Genomic DNA, 22,132 nt, shown 5'->3' on the forward strand with positions numbered 1-22,132 from the left:
TCGAATCGACCAGGCGGCCTTGGCTTCTTCGCTCGCGTCCGGCCCATCCCCGCCCCCAGCCACCACACCCTGGCTGGTAGGCCATTCCGTCCGCGTGCGAAGCGGTCGACCGCGATACCCCGCCAACCCGCGGTCACATCGCAAAACTACGGCGCTACTGCGCGCGGAACACGGGTAGCGCACTACCCGAAGCTCGACTCGCCGCCGCGGGGCCGCCGGACGCGTACCACTTTGTCCGGCACAAATGTCCGATTACCGCTGAGTAGTTCGGCTCAGACTTCCGGCCGCACGTACGGGTGCTTGACCGTCGGCGGCAGCAGCGCAATCGCCGAGATACGTTGCATCCCACACACCTGCATCAGGTCGACCAGCGTCGAACGCACCTGCGCGAACACGACGTGCGCCGAAAGCCCCGCACCGGCAACCAATTCCGGGCGCGCACCCTTCGCCACCGAGCGCAGTACGCGGGCGGCCTCGGCGCGGTCGGGCTGCTCGCCCGGGTCGGCGAGCATCATCCGGCGCACCACGTCCACGGCTTGGCCGAGGCGCTCCACCTCATCGATCAAGCCAGGATGGAGGATTTCGTCGTCGCGGACCAGAGTCAGCGAGCGCCGCAACAGGACTCGGGTGTTGCGGATCGCGTTGTCCAGCGGGTCCGCGGTGGCCCTGATGCGTTCCAGGCGGGAACGGGAGTTCCAATACAGCGGGGAGATCCGGCTGATCTCGCGGCCGCCCTCCAGGGTGGCGCGCAACGAGTCGATCTGCGGTTGGGTCGCGCGAACCGCGGTGAGGGCGCGGTGCACCTTCTCCGGGTCCTGCTCGAGCAGTCCATCGGCGCACTCGGTGATGGATTTGCCCATCACGGCGAGAATGTCCGCCGCCAACGCCCTGGCCCGCCGCACCGGATGCAGGGGAATCGCGGCCACCACGACCACGCCGACCAGACCGCCGACCAGGGCGTCGATCATGCGGGAGAAGCCGCCGCCCACCGAGGGCGGCAGCAACGTCGCGACCAGCACGGCGGAACCGGCCGCCTGCATGGTGATGATGGAACCGCCGTCGAGGAACACCGCCGCGGCCATGGCGACCGCGACCACGAACGCGATCTGCCAGACACCGGTGCCCGCGCGGGAGATGAACAGATCGCCGATGCCGATGCCGACCGCGACGCCGACCACCAGTTCGACCGAGCGACGCAGCCGGGCGCCGAAGGAGATGCCGATCGACACCACGGCGGCCGTGGGCGCGAAGAACGGCAGCGTATGGCCGATGACGTGATGGGCGAGAAACCAGGCCAGCGCAGCGCCGACCGCGCATTGGATGATCGGCAGCGTCGAACGCCGCAGCCGCGCCCACGAAGCGCGCAGCCGAGCCACGCCGCTCGCGCGGGCGGTCCCGACGCGGGAATTCGGGTCGAGCCCAGCCATCACCCGAACGCCACCCTCATCGAATCCCTACGCGATACTGCTGTCACTGCTCAGTCGAGGCCGAGTTCCCCGGCCGCACGCGGGTCGCAGTCTTCCAGCAGGTCCAAGCAGCGCGCGTACTCTTCGGTCTCGCCGATCGCCTTCGCCGCGCGGGCCAGCGCGCCGACGCTGCGCAGGAAACCGCGGTTCGGCTCGTGGCTCCACGGCACCGGGCCGAAGCCCTTCCAGCCGTTGCGGCGCAACAGGTCGAGGCCACGGTGGTAGCCGGTGCGGGCGAACGCGTACGCCGCGACGATGTCGTGGTTGACCGCCTCGTCCTGGGCTTCGCCGCGGGTCAGCGCCGCCTCCGCGAGGTGGGCCCAGGCGATCGAGGCGGCCGGATGATCGGCCGCGACCCGCACCGGATCGGCGTTGTCGCCGAGCGCGTCCTCGGCGTCGGAGAATTCGGGTAGCAGTACCGGTTGCGGTCCGAGCAGGTCACCGAACGAGGTCATGCGGACATTCTGCACCGGAGGCCGATTCAGTCGATAGGCGGCTGCCTCGCCTCCGCTCGGCCCGGCGCGGGCTATTGACGGACTTCGTCCGACAGCGCCCCCTTCTGCGGCCGCCTCTGACCCCACTCGGCCCGGCGCGGGCTATTGACGGACTTCGTCCGGTTGCGCCCATTAGGCTGGCCGTCGAGTTCCACAGTTCCACCTGAGCGAGGGGTGTGCGTGTCCGACCCGAACGACGAGAAGAATCCGGCGCGGGATAGCGCCGGACCGGCTGACTCGGCCGGGGCCGACGCACGCCCCGACGCCGCCGCCGACCGCACTCCGCCCGCCGGGAAAGGCGCTGCGACACCCTCCGCCGCACCCACGGAGCGGATCCCTCAGGCAGCGCGGCCGTCGAGGACCTGGGCAGCGTGGACCGCCCCGGCATCGCCGCGTGCCTCGGACGAATCCGCCGCGGCGGTAAAGGGTTCCACGGCGGGTCAGGGCGGCGGCCCTGCGTCCGGTGCAACTCGAGGTGGCGAGCAGGGGCAGGCTCCCGGCTCCGCGCCAGCGAACTCGACCGCATCCGGACCGGCGGGCACCCCCGCCAAGAGCACCGGCTCCGCGAAACAGCCCAGCTCAGAGCCCGCTGGCGGCGCGAACAACCCGGCCCCAGGAACCACCGACACGGCGACCGGCGCGAACTCCGCCGCTCGCCCCGCAGCCGCGTCCGGAAACCCGGGCGCTCCCGGAACGCCCGCGGCCCGACCGGCAACCGGCGGCCCATCCGCACCGGGATCCGGTCCCACAAGCACGAAGGGGCCTGCCTCCGGCACGACACCGAGCAAGCCCTCAGCGGGCGCAGCCGCCAAGTCTGCGGGTGCACCTGGCAGCACGGATGAATCGAAGACTCCCCCTTCGGCGTCCGCGAGTTCGCCCGCGCCCGCGGCACCGGGCACGAAACCCCGCGCAGACCAGACCGAAGACGGGTCGCCCACCGGACCGGCGAGCGCCTCTGGACCCGAACGGGCAGCGAACGCACCTGGCGGAGCGGAGACCGGCAAGGCCGACTCGGCGAGCGGAAAGACGGATGCCGGTGCGGGACCACGCTCCGGTTCCGGCGCGTCGGCCGAAGTTCCGGGCCGACCCTCGAGCCAGGATGCGGAAACGGCGGCGATCGAACGGAAGACCGCACCCGGTGGCAGGGACGCGGGCGCACCGAATGCCGGTTCCGCCGCGGGCGCAGCTGCGTCCGACGACCGCACCCAGGTGATCAGGCGGGATCAACTCCCGTCCAGTTCGGCGGCCACCGGCAACCCCGCCTCGAAAGAGGCTGCCGCGCCGGATCAGCCGGTCAAGGACAAGCCAGCTCCCGCCGCCGACGCGAAATCCGGACCCGCGAGCGCACCGACTGCCGGTTCCGCACCGGGTGGGGCAGCGGCCGGGGACCGCACCCAGGTGATCAAGCGGGATCAACTCCCGTCCAGTTCGGCGGCCACCGGCAGCCCCGCCTCGAAAGAGGCAGCGCCGCCGAAGAACCAGCCGGTCAAAGGCAAGCCAGCTCCCGGCGACGCGCAGTCCGCGGCCGGTTCCAAGACCGGGACACCCGCACCGACAGGGACAGGTTCGTCGGGAACCGCGGCCGACGCTCCTGACGCCGAAGCGAAGACGGCGGCGATCCCACAGGACGATCCGAGCCGAGCGGGCGGAGACGCCGCGACCGTCGTGATGCGCAAGCCGTCGAGCGCGGCAGGTCCGCAAGCGGCAGCACCCACCGAGCCCGAGGAGCAGAATCCCCCGGGTTCGGAGGACGTGACCATGGCGATGCCGGTGGTCGACCTGGACGACGCCAAGACAGTCGCGCTGCCGATCCAGCGGCCCGCCGACGGTGGCCGCGCCGGAACCGATCGGGTCGTCCCGCCCGCGGCGGGCCCGGTGCCGATCACGAAGCCGCCGAGCACCCCGCGCCCCGCGGGCGGTCCCAAGCAGCCCGGACCACACGGTCCGTCGGCACCGCCGCAGCACGGACCAGGAGTCGAAGAGACCCGCCCGTCCCCGCAGCGCTCGCCGGGCGCTCCCCGACAGGTGGCGACGGCCCCGTCGCCCGCGGACGTTCAGCAGACCGTGCCCGCGCACTCCCTGGGCGGTCCGCCGCAGCGGCCGATCGCGCCGCCGCAGCGGATCGCTCCGCCGCCGCAGCCCGGCACCGCGCCGCCGGACACCACGCGGCCCAATCGGCGGCTGCTCGTGCTGGGCGGGGCGGCCGTACTGGTGGTCGCGCTGGTCGCGGTGATCGTGGCGTTCGTCACGATGTCCGGGGACAACTCCCCCGAGGCGCAGGTGCGGACCACCATCACCGACTACACCAATGCCTTGAAGACCGGTGACCTGGCCACCCTGCGGTCGACCACCTGCGGTCCGCTGCACGACTTCTACCAGGGCATCCCGGATGACCAGTTCGCCGGTGTGCACAAGCTGTCGGTGGAGCGCAAGAACATCCCGGTAGTGGACAGCATCGACGCCATCCGCATCACCGACGACACGGCCCTCGCGCAGGCCACGGTGTACACCGAGGCAGACCCCGGCAAACGATCGCAACGCACGTTCGACCTGCAACGCACCGGCGACGGATGGAAGGTCTGCGACCCGCCCTCCGGGACCCAGTAACCCGCCAGCGTGATCGGCCGAGCCGCATCGATGCAGGTCGCACGCGTCACACTTACCTGGTCAACGGTCCGGCTCGGCAGTAGCATGGCCCGGATCATGGGCAGGGAACAGACTATGGCGCGGCCGGAGTTCGACGCGGTTCCGGCAACGCCGGCCGGACAGCGCTTCCGGGTACACGATCACTATGAGGTCGGCCGGGAGAAGGTCCGGGAGTTCGCCCGTGCGGTGCAGAACCAGCACGCGGCACATCAGCACGAGGCCGACGCACGCGCGCTCGGCTATCCCGGGATCATCGCTCCGCCGACTTTCGCGTCGGTGGTCGGGATGGCCGGAACCAGGGCACTGCTCGATTCGGTGCTCATCGAGTACGACCTGTCCCAGTTCCTGCAAACCGACCAGGTCTTCGAGGTCTACCGTCCGATCCTGGCCGGCGACCGGCTGACCAGTGAGATCGTGATCGAGTCGATCCGCAGATTCGGCGACAACGACTTCATCGTGGTGCGGTTCGCCCTGATCAACCAGCACGACCAGGTCGCCATCGTCGGATCGACCACGATCGTCGCGCGCCGCGGCGCCGAGGTCGACGCCAACCTGGCCGACGTGATCGAGAACATCATGATGCACGGGCGTCCGGCCGACTCCGATTTCGCCCACGGTGACGCTCTGATCCCGCTCGGCGTGAGCCCGCTGGCCGAGCCCACCGATCCCGAGATCGCGCCGGTGCACACCGTGCCCGCGTTCGACGATTTCGGCCCCGGCGACCTGCTGCCGGTCGGCAGCTTCCGACTGACCCGAGGCGACCTCGCCAACTACGCCGGCGTCTCCGGCGACGCCAACCCGATCCACTTCAGCGACCACGCCGCGCAGGTGGCCGGGCTACCCACGGTGGTCGCGCACGGCATGTTGACCATGGGCCTCGCAGGCGGCTACCTGACCTCCTGGCTGGGCGATCCGACCGCCATCCGCAAGTTCAGCGTCCGCTTCTCCGGCTTCGTCCCGGTCGCCGCCGACACGGCGAGCACAGTGGAGTTCACCGGCCGCATCAAGTCGCTCGACGCGAACACGCGAACCGCCACCATCCTGCTCGGCGGCACCGCCGAAGGACGCAAACTGTTCGGCCGCGCACTGGCCGAGGTCCGGCTCCGTTAGACTCCGCCATGGCCGTTCCCCGCCGACGCCGTTCGATTCACCAGCCCTCGCGTCCCGACCGGCTCACTCATCGAGCACCGAGTGCATCAGATAGACGTTGTAATCGCTCCAGGTCGACAGGGTGAAGTAGAAGTCCGGGCCCGACGACCAGGGGTGAATGAAACCGCCGTACAGCTCGGGGTAGTTCAGCACGCTCACTGTCGGCGTGCTCTCCGACCACGCGCCCTGCGGTGAATCCGATTCGCGGACGACGATGGCGGCCTTGGCGGTGTCGAGGTAGCTCATTTGCCAGACGTTGCGGGCGGCGTCGTAGCGCACCGAGAGTTCGCCTGCCGGGCCGTTCACTATCGGTGTGGCCGAGGCGAATCCACCGACGGGGGTCCAGGTGCCGTCCCGCCAGTACTGGTAGGCGGTGGTGTTGAGGATCTGATCCTGAGGTACCCGGGCGAGCCCGACCGCGCCGAGGCGGGTATTGGGGGTGCCGAACATGTACACGTACCCGCCGTGCGGAACCATCGCGCTCACTTGAAAATTGGCGAGGCCGAAGATGTTGTCCCAGCGGGCGTGCGGGTCCTTGGTCCAGGTCTGGCCGTGGTCGTCGGAGTAGGCGATGCCGCCGTAGTTGGTGAAGAACGTGCCGGGCGCGCTGTTCCAGGTCCGGATGGACATGTAACTGAGGTACTGCCGATCGCCGAGCGCGAAACCCGAAGTGGGAATCGTGGTGACCTCGACGTTGTCCAGCTTGCGGCTGGAGAGCACCTCGGCGGCGTGGCAGCGGTCGTCGGTGACCATCCGGTCGTAGGTCATCCCGTCGGTGAGGTCGCGGTCGGTGCTGAACGCCAGCACGTTGCTGCGCCAATCCAGCCCCATGCCGCCCGGCGGATGGAAGCCGCGGCCGACAGTGTCGCCGAACACGGTCGTGATCTCACCCGGCGCGCTCTCCCACATGATGCCGAGATCGGTGCCGTCCACCTGCCAGCGTTTGTCGGTGCGGTTCACCGAATGCGCGCCGGTCAATTTGGCCACCTCGCGTGCGGGGCTCAGGCGCGGCGCGGGCCGGGCGGGCGACTGCGCCGCCGACTCGACCGGCGGCTGCACAGGTGGCGGTGGCGGCGGCACCGGACCCGGGTCCGGGCCGGGGCCGGGGAGGGCGAAGTAGAAAGGCTTGGGATTCAGCAGGATCTCCGGAATCCCGAGCTGCGCGGCGAGACCGGGTGGCGCGCCGGGCAAGTCGGTGAGGTCCGGGCACGGGTTGGTGCACGGGTCCGGCGGCAGCTCCATCCGCGTCCGCTTCGGCGCGGGCTCCGGCGCCGCGGGCGGGAGCACGGTGACGACCGGATACGGAATCGGCACCTCGAGCGTCTTGGGCACCAAGGGCTCGTGGGTCGGCACCGGGTCGCTCGCGCACGGACCCACGCCCACCGGACCGTCGGTCACTTCCGGCGCCGCGGCGGCAGGTCCATCGGTGTAGACGAGCATTCCCGCGCCGACCACCATGGCGCCGACCGCGGCCAGCATTCGCATCGCCATCGCCAACCCCTCGAAATCCGTTGCGGACACGAACCTTGCGGACACGAACCAGCGGATCGACCCTACCTGCTTCGGCTTTCGAAATCCGGCGCGACGACACACCAAATAAAGAGGAATATTCTGCTCAATTTGCCGAAGGGAAGCAGGCGGTCCTGCTAGCGTCCACACCACGACGACTCCTGTCGGGGAGAGTGGTTGTCCGCCCGATGCCCATGGCGTGGGTGGTTGATTCGAAACCATTGCCGCCGAACGTGTCTGCCACGCTCGGCGCTGGACGCGAGGACTCGTGACCATGAAGACCACACTCCTGCGAACCCTGCCCGGCCTCGCCTCGGCCTGCCTGCTGGCCACCACATTGCTGGCCGCGGGGTCGTCCGTTGCCGCGGCCGATCCGCTGGGCGAACTGTTGTGCGGCACCGGCTCCGCGCAGTTCTGCGCACCGACTGCGCCACCGCCGGTCAACCCGCCCCAGGCGAACAACCCACGGCAGCCGGGCAATCAACCGCAGGCGCCTTACTACAAGAACTGCACGGAGGTCCGCAACGCGGGCAAGGCGCCCCTGTTGCGCGGACAGCCGGGCTACGCACCGCACCTGGACCGGGACAACGACGGAATAGCCTGCGAGTGAACGGCACAGCGGCCGATCCCGGGAGCAGGATGGAGGGGTGAGTAACTCAGTTCGTCGCGTCGCGCCCGCGATCGGGGCGGCGCTGCTGGCGGCCGGGGCATGCGTCCTCGTGCCGCCGGTGGCGTCTGTCCCGCAATCGGCCGTCGCGATCGCGGGACCGCACGACGACCATCCGATCCCGCACAATCGCTCCGGCCCCAGGGAAGACCACTCGTCGCCGGAGGAATCCGAGTCGCACAAGATCTACACCGATTGCGACCAGGTCCGCGCAGAGGGCGTCGGCCCGCTGTATCGCGGGCAGCCCGGCTTCAATGCGCAGCTGGACCGGGACGGCGACGGGATCGCCTGCGACTAGTGCAGGGCCTGGAAGGTCAGGATCGTCGCGCCGATCCGGATCTGGTCGCCGTCGGCGAGCAGCGTGCCGTTCTCGATCGGGTCGTCGTTGACGAAGACGCCGTTGGCCGAATGCAGGTCCTTGATCAGCAGTCCGGCGCGGCTGGGCATGATGTGCGCGTGGTAGCGGCTGGCCCGTGGATCCTCCAGGACCAGGTCGTTGTCGGTCATCCGGCCGATGCGCAGACCGCCCTGCGCGATCGCCACCATCCGGCCGTTCGGCAAACGCAGCTGACCGCTGCGCACCGCGCGCGGCACTTCGGTGACCGTCTCGGTCATCGCCGCGGCCAACCGCTCGACCTGACGGAGTTCGACCGTGTTCAGCGGCTCCTGCCGCAGCACCCGCTGTTCCAGATCGATCAGCGCCGGTCCCGGATCGATGCCCAGTTCGTCGGCGAGCACCCCGCGCACCTTCCGGCACGCTTCCAGCGCGTCCGCCTGACGCCCGGACAGGTACAGCGCGGTGATCAACTGACCCCACAGCGGTTCCCGCAGCGGATGCTCGGTGGTCATCGCGACCAGCTCGCCGATCACCGACGACGCGCGCCCGCAGGCGATTTCGGCGTCGATCCGCGCCGAGGCGGCCAGCAGCCGCTCCTCGTCCATGGCGGTGGCGAAGCCGTCGGCGAATTGCAGACCGGCCAGATCCGCCAGCGCCCGGCCGCTCCATTCGCGCAGCGCCGCGGCGAACAGCTGGGCCGCGCCCGCGTGATCGCCCGCCTCCGCGGCGCGAGCGCCCTTCTCCCGCGCCGCCTCGAAACGGCCCAGGTCGCAGGCGCTCTCCTCGATCTCCAATCGGTACCCGGACGACTCGGTGCGCAGCACCGTAGCCGGGTCGACTCCGGAATTGCGCAGCGCCTTGCGGATATTCGAGACGAAAACCTGCAGGCTGGCGGCATAGGAGTCGGGCGGATCCTCGTTCCACACCATGTCCGCGAGAGCGGCCGACGACACCGCGCGCCGCCGGTTCACCGTGAGCGCGGCGAGCAGAGCTCGCGGTTTGGGCCCGCCGACCGCCACCGGCTCACCGCCGACGAGCAGCCGCACGGGCCCGAGCACGCGCACATCCAGACTCATGTGCACCAAGCCCCTGACGGGTGTACCAGGGTCAGGCGCTGATCGAGCGTCCGGCGGACTTCAGGTCGTTGCACGCCTCGACGACGCGCGCCGCCATCGCCGCCTCGGCCTTCTTCAGGTAGCTGCGCGGGTCGTAGGTCTTCTTGTTGCCCACCTCGCCGTCGATCTTCAGCACGCCGTCGTAGTTGGTGAACATGTGCCCGGCGACCGGCCGGGTGAACGCGTACTGGGTGTCGGTGTCGACGTTCATCTTCACCACGCCGAAGCGCAGCGAGTCCTCGATCTCGGACTTCAGCGAGCCGGAGCCGCCGTGGAAGACGAAGTCGAACGGCTGCGCGTCGGCGGACAGGCCGAGCTTGGCCGCGGCGACGCGCTGACCCTCGGCCAGCACCGCGGGCTTGAGCACCACGTTGCCCGGCTTGTACACGCCGTGCACATTGCCGAAGGTGGCCGCGAGCAGGTACTTGCCGTTCTCGCCCGCGCCGAGCGCGTCGATGGTCTTCTCGAAGTCCTCCGGCGAGGTGTAGAGCTTCTCGTTGATCTCGGCCTCGACACCGTCCTCTTCGCCGCCGACGACGCCGATCTCGACCTCGAGGATGATGTTGGCCGCGTGGGTGGCTTTCAGCAGCTCCTTCGCGATCTCCAGGTTCTCGTCGATCGGGATCGCGGAGCCGTCCCACATGTGCGACTGGAACAGCGGGTTCTGCCCGGCGTTGACCCGCTCCTGGGAGATCGCGAGCAGCGGGCGAACGAAGGTGTCCAGCTTGTCCTTCGGGCAGTGATCGGTGTGCAGCGCGATGGTCACGTCGTACCTTGCAGCCACGACGTGCGCGAACTCGGCCAGCGCGACCGCACCGGTGACCATGTCCTTCACGCCCTGGCCGGAACCGAATTCCGCACCGCCGGTGGAGAACTGGATGATGCCGTCGCTGCCAGCGTCCGCGAAGCCCTTGATGGCCGCGTTGATCGTCTCCGACGACGTGCAGTTGATGGCCGGGAAGGCGAAGGAGTTGGCTTTGGCCCTACCGAGCATCTCGGCGTAGACCTCCGGAGTCGCGATGGGCACAGTAAGACCTCCGTAGTTGTTGCGGCAAAGACCTATTTTGTCAGTGTTCACCCTAAGGCAGCGGTGTTTCGCCTGGTATGCAGGGATGGAGTGGATAGTTGACTCGCGAGTAATTTCGCGCACAGCGCGAGCATTCTCAGGCGGAGCCGGTACTGTGGGGCCGGTAATTTGCGCTGGCAGCTTCCGACGCGGTGGCAAGCGATGCAGGCCAGCCGTATCGGGACAGGAGGCCACGTGATTCTGCAGGCAGCGACAGAATCGGTGACGAGCAACCTCGCGCTGACCGAGTTGCTCGACCCGATGCACCTGCTCACGGAGACGTGGCTGAAGAACGCGGTGCTGCCCGCCATCCTGGTGATCGTCTTCATCGAGACCGGCCTGCTGTTCCCGCTGCTGCCCGGCGACTCGCTGCTGTTCACCGGCGGCCTGCTGGCCGCGCAGCCGAATCCGCCGGTGTCGATCTGGGTGCTGGTGCCCGCCACCGTGCTCGTCGCGTTCGCGGGTGACCAGTCCGGGTACTGGATCGGCCGGGCGATCGGGCCCGCGCTGTTCCACAAGGAGGACACCCGGTTCTTCAAGAAGCACTACGTGACGGAGACGCACGAGTTCTTCGAGAAGCACGGACCCAAGACGATCATCCTGGCCCGTTTCGTGCCGATCGTGCGCACCTTCATGCCGGTGCTGGCCGGTGTGTCCAAGATGGACTACCGCAAGTACGTGGCGTTCGACATCGTCGGCGCGCTGCTGTGGGGCGGCGGTGTCACGGTGCTCGGCTACTTCCTGGGCAATGTCGCGTTCATCCGGGACCACGTCGAGGCGATCTTCCTGCTCATCGTGTTCGTGTCGATCCTGCCCGGCATCACCGCGGTGGCGAAGAAGCTGCTCGGCCGCGGCGCGCCGGAGGCCGAGACGCCCGAGGCCGAGCTGACCGCCTCCACGAGCGAGCCCTCGCGCTGAGCCGGTGTCGACGGCGCCTGCGCCCCTAGCTGTGGGCAGTTTCGATCCGCTGATGTCGGCGGGCCCCGCGCTCGTCTGGACAGTGGTGCTGACCTTCGTCTTCCTGGAATGCGCCGTGATCCTCGGGCTGTTCCTGCCGGGCGACTCCATGCTCATCACCGCGGGCATCGTGATGGCCTCGCACTCCTCCGGTGAGCGGCACGTGTGGGCGCTGTCGCTGGGCGCGATGGTCGCGGCGATCGCGGGCAATCAGGTGGGATACGTGATCGGGCAGCGCGCCGGTCAGCATCTGGTGGCCCGCAAGGACGGCAGATACATCAACGTCCGCAACCTGCAACGGGTGGCGGAGTTGCTGCATCGGCACGGGTTCGTCGCGGTGCTGGTCGCGCGGTGGATTCCATGGGTGCGGACGCTGTGCCCGTCGGTCGCGGGCGCGGCGCGCATGGACCACCGCAAGTTCACCGTGGCCAGCACCATCGGCGCGATCGTCTGGGCGCCGGTGCTGTTGCTCATCGGCTACTACGCGGGCAGCTTCCTGGAACGGGTGCCGTGGCTGATGCCGATCGTGATCGGCACGCTGGTGGTGGGGCTGATCGTCGGAACGGTGCTCGGCGTGCGGCACTACCGGCAGGAGATGTCCCGGCCCGCCGAGGACTTCGACCTGGACGACGCGCCGACCGTCGTGCTGGAGGCCCAGCCCTGCCCCAGGATCACAGACCCGCGGCGCTGACCTGGTAGGCCGCCTCCATCAGCATCCAGCCGGACAACTGCACGGACAGATCGCGCTCGGGCACCTTGGAGGAGGTCACCGAACCGCCGGGGGTGAAGTATCCGGCTCCGGCGCTGCCACCGGGCAGTTGCGCCGGCTTGTTCCAATCGTGCCCGAACAGCGGCTCCCCCTCGACCTCGAGCCGGTTGGACCAGGCCGCCGTCGCGGATGCGCGCACGATCGCGGCCGCCGCGCGGCGATCGGCCAGTCGTGCGGGGTCCTCGCCGGGCAGCATCACCGCCACCACCGCCAGGTAGCGGGCCAGGATGCCGTTGAACAGTCCGCCGTCACCGCCGCCGCCACCGTGCACGACACCGTCGGTGGTCATGTGCTCTTCGACGGCCGCCAGCAGCCGGTGCACCCGGTCGATGTGCCTGGCCTCGCCGGTCTGCACGGCCAACTCGGTTTCCAGGCCGAGCGCGACGCCCTGGCAGTAGCTGAAGACGGGACGCTCGATCTCCCCGGAGGGCAGGTGGATGCCGTCCAGGATCAAGCCGGTCTCCTGGTCGCGCAGTGTCGCGTCCAACCAGTCGGCCATCTCCTGGGCACGCTGGATTCGCCCGAGGCGCACCAGCGCGATGGCGGCGGGGCCGTTGGCGGGCGCGTTGAAATAGTCCGAGCCGATGCGCCACGGCAGTCCACCGCCGATCTGCGGCTGCCAGCCCTCGTAGAGGGTTTTCTCCAGCGCGATCAGCGCGCTGCGCACAGTGGTGCCCTGGGTGCGCTCGGCCCGTTCCAGCGCGATCGCCAGCCAGGCCATGTCGTCGTAATAGCGGTTGGTCCAGCCGGTGAGATTGCGGAGGCGGTGCGAGCGCGCCAGTGCGGCAAGTCGCTTGCGGCGCAGGGGAGTCGGCACCCGGTTGGCGGCGTCGGTGGCACAGTCGATCAGATGCGCCTGCCACCAGTAGTGCCAGGAACCGAAGACGCGCTCGCGCTTGGTGGCCGGCCAGCCCACCACGCCCAGCGCTGTGCCCGGCAGCGCCCACAGCGCGCGCAGGTGACGCGAGACGATCGCGGATTCGGCCATGTCGGCACGTTCGGACCACAGTGTCGCGGGAGCGACGGCGTCCCGGCCCGCCCGTGACAGGCCGGTCGGCGGGTGCGGTGCCGCGGAGGCCGCTTCGGCGTGCTCCGCGTGCGGCACGTCGAGATCGTCGCTCCGCGAGGTCATGATTCAATGGTGCCAGCATTGAACGCATTTATGCGTCCGATTTGTTACGAAAGCGATGTGAAATCGTGGCGATTCGCTTCGTAACCGCAAGATCTCCTGTTCAGGCGCTCGTCGCCGTCACCAAGCTGTCGTGAGATCGGCGTGTTGCCGAATCCACGCGTGCATCGCGATTCCCGCGGCCACGCCCGCGTTGATACTGCGGGTGGAGCCGAACTGCGCGATCGACACCGTCATCACGGCGGCCTGCTTGGCGTGGTCGGTGACCCCGGGACCCTCCTGGCCGAACAGCAGCAGGCACTCACGCGGCAGCGTGACCGTCTCCAGCGGGACCGAACCCGGCACGTTGTCGACGGCGACCACGGTGAGGCCCGTGCGTTCGCTGAAGGCCAGCAGTTCCCCGATATCCGCGTGATGCTCGATGTGCTGGTAGCGATCGGTCACCATCGCGCCGCGCCGGTTCCAGCGCCGCCTGCCCACGATGTGCACGGCCGCGGCCGCGAAGGCGTTCGCCGTGCGGACCACCGTGCCGATATTCGCGTCGTGCCCGAAATTCTCGATCGCGACGTGGAACGGGTGCCTCCGCCGATCGATGTCGGCGATGATCGCCTCGCGAGTCCAGTATCGGTAGGCGTCCACCACATTGCGGCGGTCGCCGCCCGCCAGCAACTCCGGATCCAGCCGCGGATCCTGCGGCGGCGGCTCGGCGTGCTCGACGTCCCACGGACCGACGCCGTGCGAGTGCGCACCCCACTCCGTCGGCCCGGGTAGGTCCTGGTCCGTCGCGTCCGGCACGGGGTGGCTCACGTCGATGATGCTAGTTCCGGCCACCACGCCGACGACGGGTGGCCGGGGCTCAGTAGCTGGACGAGCTTCCCGCGAAGACGCCGATCACGCCGAGCACCACGAAAAGCACGACGATCAACAGGCTGAGCACCAGCAGCACCGTCGCGATGATGCCGCAGATGTAGCCCGCGTTGACGTTCCCCCGGCCGCCGATGGCGCCACCGGACGCGTCGATCTCGTTGAGTGCGCGCTTGCCCATCACCCAGGCGAACGGGCCCATGATCTGGCACAGCACGAGGCTCAGGATGCCCAGGATCAGGATCGTGGTGGCTTGCGGATGGTCCGGAGGCGGTCCGTAGGCACCGTAGGCTGGGTAGCCGTACGGCGGCTGCTGCGGCGGGTAGCTCATCCGCAGGATGGTAGCGGTGTGGCTGGCTACACCACCATTCGGCGGCCATCTCCATCGAACGTTCGCGCCCCGGCGACAACCATGGAGTCATGACCGAGACACACGCCGAATCGACCCTCGTACTGGAGCCGCCACCAGGTGAGCCCGAACCGGCTGAGCACGTGCTGCGCACCGCGCTGCTCGCGCCGCTGCGTGCCCGGTTCTGGAAGGAACTCGTCTATGTCCTCACGGTTTTCGTGCTCGGTTGCGCGGCCGTCGCCTACCTGTTCTTCGGTTTCGGCGGCGGGCTGTACGTCGCGATCACCATCATCGGCCTGCCGGTGCTCGCGGTGGTGCTACTCGGCGGCCGGGCCTGGGGGCGGATCTACCGTGCGCTGGCCAGGGACCTACTCGGCGTCACCGTCACACCGCCACCACCGTTCGCGCCCGCACGCGGCGTGATCGCATTTCTCAAGGGCGCGTTGACCGATCGGGTGAGCTGGCGGGCAGTGCTGTTCCTGCTCGCGCAAGTGGTGCTCGGCGTGGTGGTCGGGTACCTGGTGCTCGTCACGGTGGCGATGACCATGTTCACCGCGCTCTCCCCGATCCCGTGGGCGCTGGTCCACCCGACCAATGTCGACGAGAACGGTGTCGAGCACCAATCCATTTTTCAGCTCGGCGATTTCTACGTCGACAGCTGGCCGAAGGCGCTCGGGTTCGCGTTGCTGGGCGTCCTGGGTTGCCTGGTGCTGCCCTGGTTGGTGCGCGGCGTCTGCTGGGTGCACGGACTGCTCACCATGGCCCTGCTCAGCGCGACGGCGCGCGACCGCAGGGTGATCGAATTGCAGGAGAGCAGGCGGACCGCGGTGGAGGATTCCGCGGCCACACTGCGCAGGCTGGAACGCGACCTGCACGACGGGACGCAGGCCAGACTGGTCACCATCGCGATGGCGCTGGGGCGGGCCGAGGACCGGCTCGCGGCGGGCGGCGATCCCAGCGACCTGATCGCCGACGCGCACGCCAGCTCCAAGGAGGCGCTCACCGAGCTGCGCGAGCTGGTACGCGGAATCCACCCGCCCGCACTGGAACTGGGTCTCGAACCGGCCCTGGAGACGCTGACCGCGCGCTGCTCGGTGCCGGTGGAGCTGCGGGTGCACCTGCCCGAGCGCCCGAGCCCGGCCATCGAGGCGATCGCGTACTTCTCGGTCGCCGAGCTGCTGACCAACGTGGTGCGGCACGCGCATGCCACCCGTGCGTGGGTGTCGGTGCTGCCGGGCGACGCGCGTACCATCGCGGTGACCGTGCGCGACAACGGAATCGGCGGCGCGGTGGCGCCTATGGACGGCGCGATCGGCGCGGGCAGCGGGCTGTCCGGTCTCGCGGCGCGAGCCCGCACCGTGGACGGAACGCTGACCGTGCAGAGCCCGGCGGGCGGACCGACCGTGGTGACCATCGTGTTGCCGCTGGCTGGGTCGCGATGAACGAGCGACTCGACAACACAGCGCGCGTCGCGCCTGACGGAGCCCAGCGCCAGCGGGGCGCAGCGATGAGCGACGGACTGCGCGTGGTGATCGCCGAGGACAGCGCCATTCTGCGCGACGGACTCGCCGGGCTGCTCGCCGAACGCGGTCACGAGGTGGTCGCCATGGTCGGCGACGCGAGCACGCTGGCCGACGTGGTGGGCGCGCACAATCCCGACGTCGTCGTGGTGGACGTGCGAATGCCGCCCAGCTACACCGACGAAGGGCTGCTCGCCGCCATCGAGTTGCGCCGCAAGTACCCGATGACCGGCGTGCTGGTGTTCTCCCAATGGGTCGAAACCCGCTACGCGACAGAGCTTCTCGCGGGCGGTGCGAGTGGCGTCGGCTACCTGCTCAAAGACCGGGTCGCCGACGTCAGGGAATTCGTGGAGGCGCTGCACCGCGTCGCCACGGGCGGCACCGCACTCGACCCGGAGGTGGTGAGCCAATTGATGGGCGCATCGCGTCAGCAGGATTCGCTGGCCCGCCTGACCCCGCGTGAACGCGAGGTGCTCGAGCTGATGGCCCAGGGGTTGTCCAACAACGCCATCGCCACCGCCCTGAACGTCACCGAACGGGCGGTGGAGAAGCACATCGGCAACATCTTCACCAAGCTCGACTTGCCGCCGTCGGATACGCATCACCGCCGCGTGCTGGCGGTATTGCGACTCAAAGGGTGACGGGGCTCTGTTTCGTCGGCTTGCTGTGCAAGACTGGCCACAACGCGGTAGCCGTGCGGGGAGGGAGGAAGCGATGACCGTCGAAATGCACTGGCCTGATCATCTGCTGACCCTGGAGGACTGGATCGCGCTGCCAGAGGACAACAGCCGTAGTTACGAGCTTGTCGAGGGGGTTCTGGTCGTGTCACCGAGGCCGGTCTTGCGCCACCAGTTTGCGGTCTGGCAACTGGCTGCTCAACTCCATCCCCAGCTGCCGGGGGAGCTGTGCGCGGTAACCGAGGCCGAGGTGGTCATTGATGCGGCGTCGCCGCCTACCGTGCGCGTGCCGGATGTCATGGTGGTCCAGAACACGGCCCTAGAGCGCGATCTCGCCCGCGCTGAACCCGAGGATGTCGTGCTCGCCGTCGAGATCCTCTCCGACGGTTCCCGCCGCACCGATCGGGTGACCAAGTTCTTCGAGTACGCCGACGCCGGTATCGAGCACTACTGGTTGGTCGATCTCGACAAGCCCATCAGCTTGGCTGCCTATCACCTGATCGATGGGAACTACGAGTTGGTCGCGGAGCAGTCCGGCCAGGTGACGCTCGACCTCGCCGGAACACCGATCACCCTCGATATAGCCGCGCTGACCAGCCCTCGCACGGCCCAATAGTGCTCCGCACCGGGTGCGACGGACTTATCCTGGAAGTCTGGCACTCGGGGCGGAGGCTGGCATGGATCACGAGCGGATACTGCGTACGGTGCTCGGGGTAACGGCCGGGTATCTGGTGCTGCTGGCGTTGTGGCTGGGGTGGGTGGTGCATCGGACGCCGCCGGGGACCGTGCCTTTTCAGATCGTCGCGTTGGTCGGGTTGTTCGGCTCGTGCGCGGGGATCGGGATGATTCTGGCGGCGCGACCGTCGAAGGCGGACCGGAAACTGTGGCGGCACGGCGTGGAAGGGTGGGCGACCGTCGAGGGCGTGCATCCGCTGGAGCGCACCGACCACTCCACCGAACTCACCGAACTGGATCTCGAGTTGACCGTGCCGGGGTCGGAAAGCTACCGGGGGACCATTGTTTTCGACGTGACCCCCGCCGACAAATCCCGCTTCGCGGTCGGTGAGGTCCTCTCGATCCGCGTCGATCCGGCGAACCGGGACCGCATCATTCTGGTGTTGTGACCAGGGTCCGCGCATGCGCCTTCGGATCGGCGAGCAGATACTGCGCGGCGGCATAGGTCGCGAGGATGACACCTTCGGTCATCCGGCGGGATCGCTCGCCGCGCGCGAACAATCTCCGCAGCACGATGAGCCCGTCGGACACGGTGAACAGCAGCGCGCCGAGACCGAGGCGGCTGCGCGGGTCGGCACCGGGAACATTCACGCCCGCAAGGTTTTTCGCGGCGGGCGCCAGCGCCGGATCGGAAGCCAGCACGGCCGCGGTGCCCAAGGTGACGCCGTAAGCCGCCAGCGGTGCGGCCACCGACGGCGCTTTCGCCCGCAGCAACCCGATCGCACCCAGCCAAGCGGCCACGCGAGGCACCACCGCCGCGGAGGTGGGCCTGCCGCCGTTGCGCCACCACAGCGCCGAGTACCCGGCCTGCATCACCGCGAACGACGACGCGCCCGCGATCAGCCGGCGGTCGTCGTCCGGGTCGATGAGCAAGATGTCGCCGACCGTCGCCGCGCCGAGCGACCCGATCAACACGGTGCGATCGGTGTGCGGCAACTCGGCGCCCTGGGTTGCCACGTCGGCCGCCAGCAGCGGCATCAGCAGCGGCTTCGCGATCCACTGCGCCTTCTCCCGCCCGGTGACCGCACCGTAGACGGTGACCGCCGCCGCGACGAGGAACCCGGCTCGAAACGGGCGCATCGGCTAGAAGCTCGCCTCGGCCGGTGCGGGCGGCAGGGTGACCACTTGGCCCGCGTAGCTCAGACCCGCGCCGAAACCGAGCAGCAGCGCGGTCTGGCCGCCCTTGGCCTTGCCGGTGACCAGCATCTCTTCGATCGCGAGCGGGATGGAGGCGGCCGAGGTATTGCCGGTGTTCTCGATGTCGCCCGCCATCGGGACGTCGTCGGCCAGGCCGAGGTTCTTCTTCATCAGCTCGTTGATGCGGGCATTCGCCTGATGCGGCACGAAGACCTCGATGTCCTCCTTCGCCACGCCGGACACTTCCAACGCGGTGGACAGCGCCCGCGGCAGGGTGACCGCGGCCCAGCGGAACACCCGCGGTCCCTCCATCCGCAGCGACATCCGGCCGACCGGCTCGAGCTCCGGATCGAGACCCTGCATGGACTGGGCCCGGTGCATGTACTCGAGGAAGTCGATGTCCTGCATGATCGCGGCGGCGTTCTCACCGTCGCTGCCCCACACGGTCGGCGAGATGCCGTTCTCCTCGCTCGGGCCGACCACCACCGCGCCCGCGCCGTCACCGAAGATCATCGCGGTGCCGCGGTCGGTGGGATCGAGCCCGACGGTCATCGTCTCCGCGCCGATGAGCAGGACATATTCGGCCGAGCCGGAGCGGATCATGTCCGCGGCCACGCCGAGGCCGTAGCCGAAGCCGCCGCAGCCGGAGGTCAGGTCGAAGGCGGGGATGCCGTTCATCCCAATGTCGTAGGCCACCTGCGGCGCGCCGTGCGGGGTCAGCGTCAGCCAGCTGGAGGTGGCCAGGATCAGCGCGCCGATCTTGGACCGATCGATGCCGCTGTTGACGATCGCGCGCTCGCCGGCCGCGGCGGCAATCGACCGCAGCGTCTCGTCACCGCTGATCCAGCGCCGGTTGCGGACGCCGGTGCGCTCGTAGATCCACTCGTCGGTGGAATCCAGCACCTCGCACACTTCGGCATTGCTGACCAGGCGTTTGGGTCGATAAGCACCGATTCCGAGCATCGCAACGTTCTCGCGACTTCTATTGACTGCAATGCTCACCACTGGTGACTCACACGACCCTTCACCTTTTCGAACTCAGACCATCGACCAGGTTATCCCAGGGCGAGATCCTTCAGGCCGAGGATCGACCGGTACTCCAGTCCCTCCGCGGCGATCACCTGATCGGCGCCGGTTTCCCGGTCGACGACGGTGGCGACGCCGACAACGGTAGCGCCTGCCGCGCGTAACGCGCGCACCGCGGTCAGCGGTGAATTGCCGGTGGTGGTGGTGTCCTCGACGACCAGAACCCGCTTGCCCGCGACGTCCGGGCCCTCGATCTGGCGCTGCATGCCGTGCGACTTCGCGGCCTTCCGCACCACGAAGGCGTCGATCGGACGCCCCGGCGCGTGCATCACGGCCAGCGCGACCGGGTCGGCGCCCATGGTCAGGCCGCCGACCGCGTCGAAATCCCAGTCCGCGACCAGCTCGCGCAGCAGCTTGCCGATCAGCGGGCCCGCGCCGTGGTGCAGGGTGGCGCGGCGCAGGTCGACGTAGTAGTCGGCCTCCTTGCCCGAGGACAGCGTGACCCGGCCGTGCACCACCGCGAGCTCGCGCACCAGCGCGGCCAATCTATCCCTGTCGTTGGTAATCGCCTGATCGATCATGTCTAAGTCCTTCCGCGTGCGTTGAACAGCCCGCGATTCAGTCGGGCCGCCAGGGTTCGCGGGATCATTCCGCCGACGGTAGTGAGCGCTTTGTACTGCATACCGGGCACGCTGAGCACCCGATCCTTCTCCAGATCGCGCAGCGAGCCGGCGACTACCTGATCGACGCTCAGCCACAGCGCTTTCGGCAGCGACGACATCTCGATACCGGCTCGCTCATGGAATTCGGTGTGCACGAATCCCGGGCACAGGGCCTGGACTCGCACTCCGGTTCCGGCCAATCCGCCTGCCAACCCTTCCGTGAAGGATACGACGTAGGCCTTGGACGCCGAATACGTCGAGCCCCGTCCGGGGATGAGGCCCGCCACGCTGGCCACGTTGACCACGCAGCCCTTCGCCGCGGCGATCATCGACGGCAGCGCCGCCCTGGTGAGCTGGACCACCGACGTCACGTTGACGTCCAGCTGCGCCTGCAACTGCTCGGGCGGCACCGTCCAGAACTCTCCGGAGTGCCCGAATCCAGCGTTGTTGACCAGGAATTCGACGCCGTCGGCCAGCCGCGCCGCGACCTGATCGCGGTCGGGGCCCCGCGCCAGATCCGCGACGAGCACCTGCGAGCGAGTGCCGAAGCGGTGCTCCAGGTCGGTCGCGAGGGCCGCGAGACGCTGCTCGTTCCTGGCCACCAGCACCAAGTCGTAGCCGAGCGCGGCCAGCCGACCGGCGTAGCCGTGACCTATCCCCGAGGTGGGTCCGGTGACCAAGGCCACAGGGCGGGTGGCGCCGGGCAGACGAGGATGCGGGTACTCGGTCATGACAGCGCGATCGGTCGTCGCCGTGCGGGCCCGGCTGCGCTGGGCGCGCGGCCGGTCACTTCGGCACGGGTCCCTGATACGGCCGGAACCCTGGGTGGAACGGGCCGCCGGGCGGGTCGGCCGATCGATCGCCTCCAGCGGGCCGGTTTTCCGCGGCGGGCCGCGCGTCGCGCTCTTCCCGCGCCAGGTCGTCCTCGCCCGCCCAGTCGTCTTCGCGGACGCGGGCGCGCGCGTCCGGCACCACGGCGAGCGAAGGACGCCGCGGAGGTTCCGGCCTGGACTCGTCGGCCGGGGTCAGCGGCGCGCGTTCGTTCGCGTAGACGTCCTCGTCGAACGGCCGCTCGTCGCTCGCCGACTCGCCGCGCACCCGCGGCGGTTGCGGCCTGGCCGGACCGTCGTCCTCGCCGTCCCGCGCACGCTCGCGTGGACGCGGACGGCTCGGGTCGTGCCCCGCTCCGTCGAAGCGCGGCTCGCTGACCGGCGGCAACACGTGCAGCAGGCCGGACAGGCGCAGCACCGCGTCGATCGCGCTCTCCCAGTCCTTCGGGGAGGTGCCGACCGACAGCATGCCCAGTGTCCAGTTGCCCTCGCTCCAGAGCATCTGCACGGTGTCCGGCAGGTTCTCGATGAAGGCGACCATGCGCTGATCGACGGCGTGCCTGGCGATTTCAGGGTTGGTCGCGAAGACCACCCGGCCCCCGATGGCGCCGAGCAGTTCCAGATCGTGGTCCTTGGGCGGCGCGGCGGTCTTCAGCCGCATGTCCACGTCGATGTCCGAGCCGATCTGCCTGCGGACGGCGACCAGGGTCGCGGCGTCCTCCAGGTCGAACAGAACGAACTTCTCGCCCTTACGGATGCCGGAGACCACGTCGACCGCGGACAGATAGCCCAGTTTGGCCATCGCGCCACGCCGCCACGTGGACGGCAGCGCGGGCTCGACGGACACGTAGGTGTAGCCCTGGGACTTCGCCCAGACCTGTCGCGCGTGACCGGTCCGCTGCCGCTGGAGCCGATCGAAATACAGCAATACGATCGCGCCCACGAGCGCGATCGCCGCCAGTCCGAACCAGATTGCCGTCATCGCCGCCTAGCCTAACGGGCACGGCCGGACATAGTCCGTCATTGCC

Annotated in this window: 23 protein-coding genes; 10 read left to right on the forward strand and 13 right to left on the reverse strand. The window is 69.2% G+C overall.

The window, feature by feature from the left end; translation table 11 throughout:
* Nucleotides 1-272: 272 nt before the first annotated feature.
* Together ON34_RS26645 and ON34_RS26650 are read right to left on the reverse strand one after the other, a co-directional pair.
* A complete protein-coding gene (locus ON34_RS26645) occupies nt 273-1,427 on the reverse strand; it encodes an FUSC family protein (protein WP_083889813.1) in 1,155 nt (384 codons plus the stop codon).
* Between the two features lie 50 nt (nt 1,428-1,477).
* Nucleotides 1,478-1,921, reverse strand: coding sequence for a DUF3151 domain-containing protein (locus ON34_RS26650; protein WP_040784490.1), 444 nt, complete (start codon nt 1,919-1,921; stop codon nt 1,478-1,480).
* 1,248 nt (nt 1,922-3,169) lie between these two features.
* Between ON34_RS26650 and ON34_RS26655 the strand changes: the two genes are divergently transcribed.
* On the forward strand, nt 3,170-4,567 hold the full coding sequence (locus tag ON34_RS26655) for an Rv0361 family membrane protein (protein WP_245548208.1): 1,398 nt from the start codon (nt 3,170-3,172) through the stop codon (nt 4,565-4,567).
* A 96-nt stretch (nt 4,568-4,663) separates the two neighbouring features.
* The gene (locus ON34_RS26660; protein ID WP_040784570.1) at nt 4,664-5,716 is read left to right on the forward strand and encodes a fused (3R)-hydroxyacyl-ACP dehydratase subunits HadA/HadB; all 1,053 of its coding nucleotides are present in this window, start codon (nt 4,664-4,666) and stop codon (nt 5,714-5,716) included.
* 63 nt (nt 5,717-5,779) lie between these two features.
* Here the strand turns inward: ON34_RS26660 and ON34_RS26665 are convergent, their stop codons facing one another.
* Complete coding sequence (locus ON34_RS26665; protein WP_040784572.1) at nt 5,780-7,246, reverse strand: glycoside hydrolase family 183 protein; 1,467 nt, start codon at nt 7,244-7,246, stop codon at nt 5,780-5,782.
* Nucleotides 7,247-7,538: 292 nt separating this feature from the next.
* Between ON34_RS26665 and ON34_RS26670 the strand changes: the two genes are divergently transcribed.
* Both ON34_RS26670 and ON34_RS26675 read left to right on the forward strand, forming a co-directional pair.
* Nucleotides 7,539-7,874 carry an excalibur calcium-binding domain-containing protein gene (locus tag ON34_RS26670; RefSeq protein WP_083889817.1) on the forward strand — a complete coding sequence of 112 codons (336 nt, stop codon included), beginning with the start codon at nt 7,539-7,541 and terminating at the stop codon, nt 7,872-7,874.
* A 37-nt stretch (nt 7,875-7,911) separates the two neighbouring features.
* Nucleotides 7,912-8,229 carry an excalibur calcium-binding domain-containing protein gene (locus ON34_RS26675; protein WP_051023149.1) on the forward strand — a complete coding sequence of 106 codons (318 nt, stop codon included), beginning with the start codon at nt 7,912-7,914 and terminating at the stop codon, nt 8,227-8,229.
* On the opposite strand, the gene ON34_RS26680 is transcribed toward ON34_RS26675, so the two are convergent.
* Together ON34_RS26680 and fbaA are read right to left on the reverse strand one after the other, a co-directional pair.
* Nucleotides 8,226-9,344 (reverse strand): BTAD domain-containing putative transcriptional regulator, encoded by a 1,119-nt coding sequence (locus ON34_RS26680; protein WP_040784576.1) that lies wholly within the window; start codon nt 9,342-9,344, stop codon nt 8,226-8,228. The genes ON34_RS26675 and ON34_RS26680 overlap by 4 nt on opposite strands.
* 31 nt (nt 9,345-9,375) lie before the next feature.
* Nucleotides 9,376-10,410, reverse strand: a complete 1,035-nt coding sequence (gene fbaA / locus ON34_RS26685; RefSeq protein ID WP_040784495.1) for a class II fructose-bisphosphate aldolase — start codon at nt 10,408-10,410, stop codon at nt 9,376-9,378.
* Between the two features lie 300 nt (nt 10,411-10,710).
* Here fbaA and ON34_RS26690 point away from each other — a divergent pair, with 300 nt between their 5' ends.
* Together ON34_RS26690 and ON34_RS26695 are read left to right on the forward strand one after the other, a co-directional pair.
* Complete coding sequence (locus ON34_RS26690; RefSeq protein WP_245548212.1) at nt 10,711-11,367, forward strand: DedA family protein; 657 nt, start codon at nt 10,711-10,713, stop codon at nt 11,365-11,367.
* Between the two features lie 52 nt (nt 11,368-11,419).
* Nucleotides 11,420-12,097 (forward strand): DedA family protein, encoded by a 678-nt coding sequence (locus ON34_RS26695; protein ID WP_051023169.1) that lies wholly within the window; start codon nt 11,420-11,422, stop codon nt 12,095-12,097.
* Here the strand turns inward: ON34_RS26695 and ON34_RS26700 are convergent.
* From ON34_RS26700 to ON34_RS26710, 3 genes are all read right to left on the reverse strand, one after another.
* Complete coding sequence (locus ON34_RS26700; RefSeq protein ID WP_040784580.1) at nt 12,078-13,163, reverse strand: glycoside hydrolase family 76 protein; 1,086 nt, start codon at nt 13,161-13,163, stop codon at nt 12,078-12,080. The two genes, ON34_RS26695 and ON34_RS26700, sit on opposite strands and share 20 nt — an antisense overlap.
* Nucleotides 13,164-13,424: 261 nt before the next feature.
* A complete protein-coding gene (locus tag ON34_RS26705; protein WP_051023153.1) occupies nt 13,425-14,111 on the reverse strand; it encodes a TrmH family RNA methyltransferase in 687 nt (228 codons plus the stop codon).
* Nucleotides 14,112-14,160: 49 nt separating this feature from the next.
* Nucleotides 14,161-14,499, reverse strand: coding sequence for a DUF4190 domain-containing protein (locus tag ON34_RS26710; RefSeq protein WP_040784503.1), 339 nt, complete (start codon nt 14,497-14,499; stop codon nt 14,161-14,163).
* 89 nt (nt 14,500-14,588) lie between these two features.
* On the opposite strand from ON34_RS26710, the gene ON34_RS26715 reads away from it, so the two are divergent.
* The 4 genes from ON34_RS26715 (at nt 14,589) to ON34_RS26730 (ending at nt 17,838) form a co-directional block, all read left to right on the forward strand.
* Nucleotides 14,589-15,959, forward strand: coding sequence for a sensor histidine kinase (locus tag ON34_RS26715; protein ID WP_040784506.1), 1,371 nt, complete (start codon nt 14,589-14,591; stop codon nt 15,957-15,959).
* Nucleotides 15,960-16,024: 65 nt separating this feature from the next.
* Entirely contained in the window at nt 16,025-16,678 is a 654-nt protein-coding gene (locus tag ON34_RS26720; protein ID WP_040784582.1) for a LuxR C-terminal-related transcriptional regulator, read from the forward strand.
* Between the two features lie 73 nt (nt 16,679-16,751).
* On the forward strand, nt 16,752-17,330 hold the full coding sequence (locus ON34_RS26725; protein ID WP_040784508.1) for a Uma2 family endonuclease: 579 nt from the start codon (nt 16,752-16,754) through the stop codon (nt 17,328-17,330).
* A gap of 61 nt (nt 17,331-17,391) precedes the next feature.
* A complete protein-coding gene (locus ON34_RS26730; protein WP_040784510.1) occupies nt 17,392-17,838 on the forward strand; it encodes a hypothetical protein in 447 nt (148 codons plus the stop codon).
* Here the strand turns inward: ON34_RS26730 and ON34_RS26735 are convergent.
* Genes ON34_RS26735 through ON34_RS26755 form a run of 5 tightly spaced genes read right to left on the reverse strand, consistent with a single transcriptional unit; the run spans nt 17,822 to nt 22,086 of the window.
* On the reverse strand, nt 17,822-18,529 hold the full coding sequence (locus ON34_RS26735; RefSeq protein WP_040784513.1) for a lysoplasmalogenase family protein: 708 nt from the start codon (nt 18,527-18,529) through the stop codon (nt 17,822-17,824). The genes ON34_RS26730 and ON34_RS26735 overlap by 17 nt on opposite strands.
* 3 nt (nt 18,530-18,532) lie before the next feature.
* A complete protein-coding gene (locus ON34_RS26740) occupies nt 18,533-19,591 on the reverse strand; it encodes a beta-ketoacyl-ACP synthase 3 (RefSeq protein WP_040784515.1) in 1,059 nt (352 codons plus the stop codon).
* A 50-nt stretch (nt 19,592-19,641) separates the two neighbouring features.
* Complete coding sequence (gene pyrE / locus ON34_RS26745) at nt 19,642-20,193, reverse strand: orotate phosphoribosyltransferase (RefSeq protein WP_040784517.1); 552 nt, start codon at nt 20,191-20,193, stop codon at nt 19,642-19,644.
* A gap of 2 nt (nt 20,194-20,195) precedes the next feature.
* Complete coding sequence (locus ON34_RS26750; RefSeq protein WP_040784519.1) at nt 20,196-21,005, reverse strand: SDR family NAD(P)-dependent oxidoreductase; 810 nt, start codon at nt 21,003-21,005, stop codon at nt 20,196-20,198.
* 55 nt (nt 21,006-21,060) lie between these two features.
* Nucleotides 21,061-22,086, reverse strand: coding sequence for a TtfA family protein (locus tag ON34_RS26755; RefSeq protein WP_051023155.1), 1,026 nt, complete (start codon nt 22,084-22,086; stop codon nt 21,061-21,063).
* Nucleotides 22,087-22,132 lie beyond the last annotated feature (46 nt).

This window comes from Nocardia pneumoniae NBRC 100136 (genome assembly GCF_000308755.1).
Classification (GTDB): Bacteria; Actinomycetota; Actinomycetes; order Mycobacteriales; family Mycobacteriaceae; genus Nocardia; species Nocardia pneumoniae.

Coding starts and splice junctions, on each gene's coding strand:
- pyrE (WP_040784517.1), bottom strand. CDS start 20,193: ATGATCGATCAGGCGATTACCAACGACAGGGATAGATTGGCCGCGCTG.
- ON34_RS26680 (WP_040784576.1), bottom strand. CDS start 9,344: ATGAGTCTGGATGTGCGCGTGCTCGGGCCCGTGCGGCTGCTCGTCGGC.
- ON34_RS26665 (WP_040784572.1), bottom strand. CDS start 7,246: ATGGCGATGCGAATGCTGGCCGCGGTCGGCGCCATGGTGGTCGGCGCG.
- ON34_RS26645 (WP_083889813.1), bottom strand. CDS start 1,427: ATGGCTGGGCTCGACCCGAATTCCCGCGTCGGGACCGCCCGCGCGAGC.
- ON34_RS26660 (WP_040784570.1), top strand. CDS start 4,664: ATGGGCAGGGAACAGACTATGGCGCGGCCGGAGTTCGACGCGGTTCCG.
- ON34_RS26715 (WP_040784506.1), top strand. CDS start 14,589: ATGACCGAGACACACGCCGAATCGACCCTCGTACTGGAGCCGCCACCA.
- ON34_RS26735 (WP_040784513.1), bottom strand. CDS start 18,529: ATGCGCCCGTTTCGAGCCGGGTTCCTCGTCGCGGCGGCGGTCACCGTC.
- ON34_RS26725 (WP_040784508.1), top strand. CDS start 16,752: ATGACCGTCGAAATGCACTGGCCTGATCATCTGCTGACCCTGGAGGAC.
- ON34_RS26700 (WP_040784580.1), bottom strand. CDS start 13,163: ATGGCCGAATCCGCGATCGTCTCGCGTCACCTGCGCGCGCTGTGGGCG.
- ON34_RS26720 (WP_040784582.1), top strand. CDS start 16,025: ATGAGCGACGGACTGCGCGTGGTGATCGCCGAGGACAGCGCCATTCTG.
- ON34_RS26670 (WP_083889817.1), top strand. CDS start 7,539: ATGAAGACCACACTCCTGCGAACCCTGCCCGGCCTCGCCTCGGCCTGC.
- ON34_RS26650 (WP_040784490.1), bottom strand. CDS start 1,921: ATGACCTCGTTCGGTGACCTGCTCGGACCGCAACCGGTACTGCTACCC.
- ON34_RS26695 (WP_051023169.1), top strand. CDS start 11,420: ATGTCGGCGGGCCCCGCGCTCGTCTGGACAGTGGTGCTGACCTTCGTC.
- ON34_RS26750 (WP_040784519.1), bottom strand. CDS start 21,005: ATGACCGAGTACCCGCATCCTCGTCTGCCCGGCGCCACCCGCCCTGTG.
- ON34_RS26690 (WP_245548212.1), top strand. CDS start 10,711: ATGCACCTGCTCACGGAGACGTGGCTGAAGAACGCGGTGCTGCCCGCC.
- ON34_RS26730 (WP_040784510.1), top strand. CDS start 17,392: ATGGATCACGAGCGGATACTGCGTACGGTGCTCGGGGTAACGGCCGGG.
- ON34_RS26710 (WP_040784503.1), bottom strand. CDS start 14,499: ATGAGCTACCCGCCGCAGCAGCCGCCGTACGGCTACCCAGCCTACGGT.
- ON34_RS26755 (WP_051023155.1), bottom strand. CDS start 22,086: ATGACGGCAATCTGGTTCGGACTGGCGGCGATCGCGCTCGTGGGCGCG.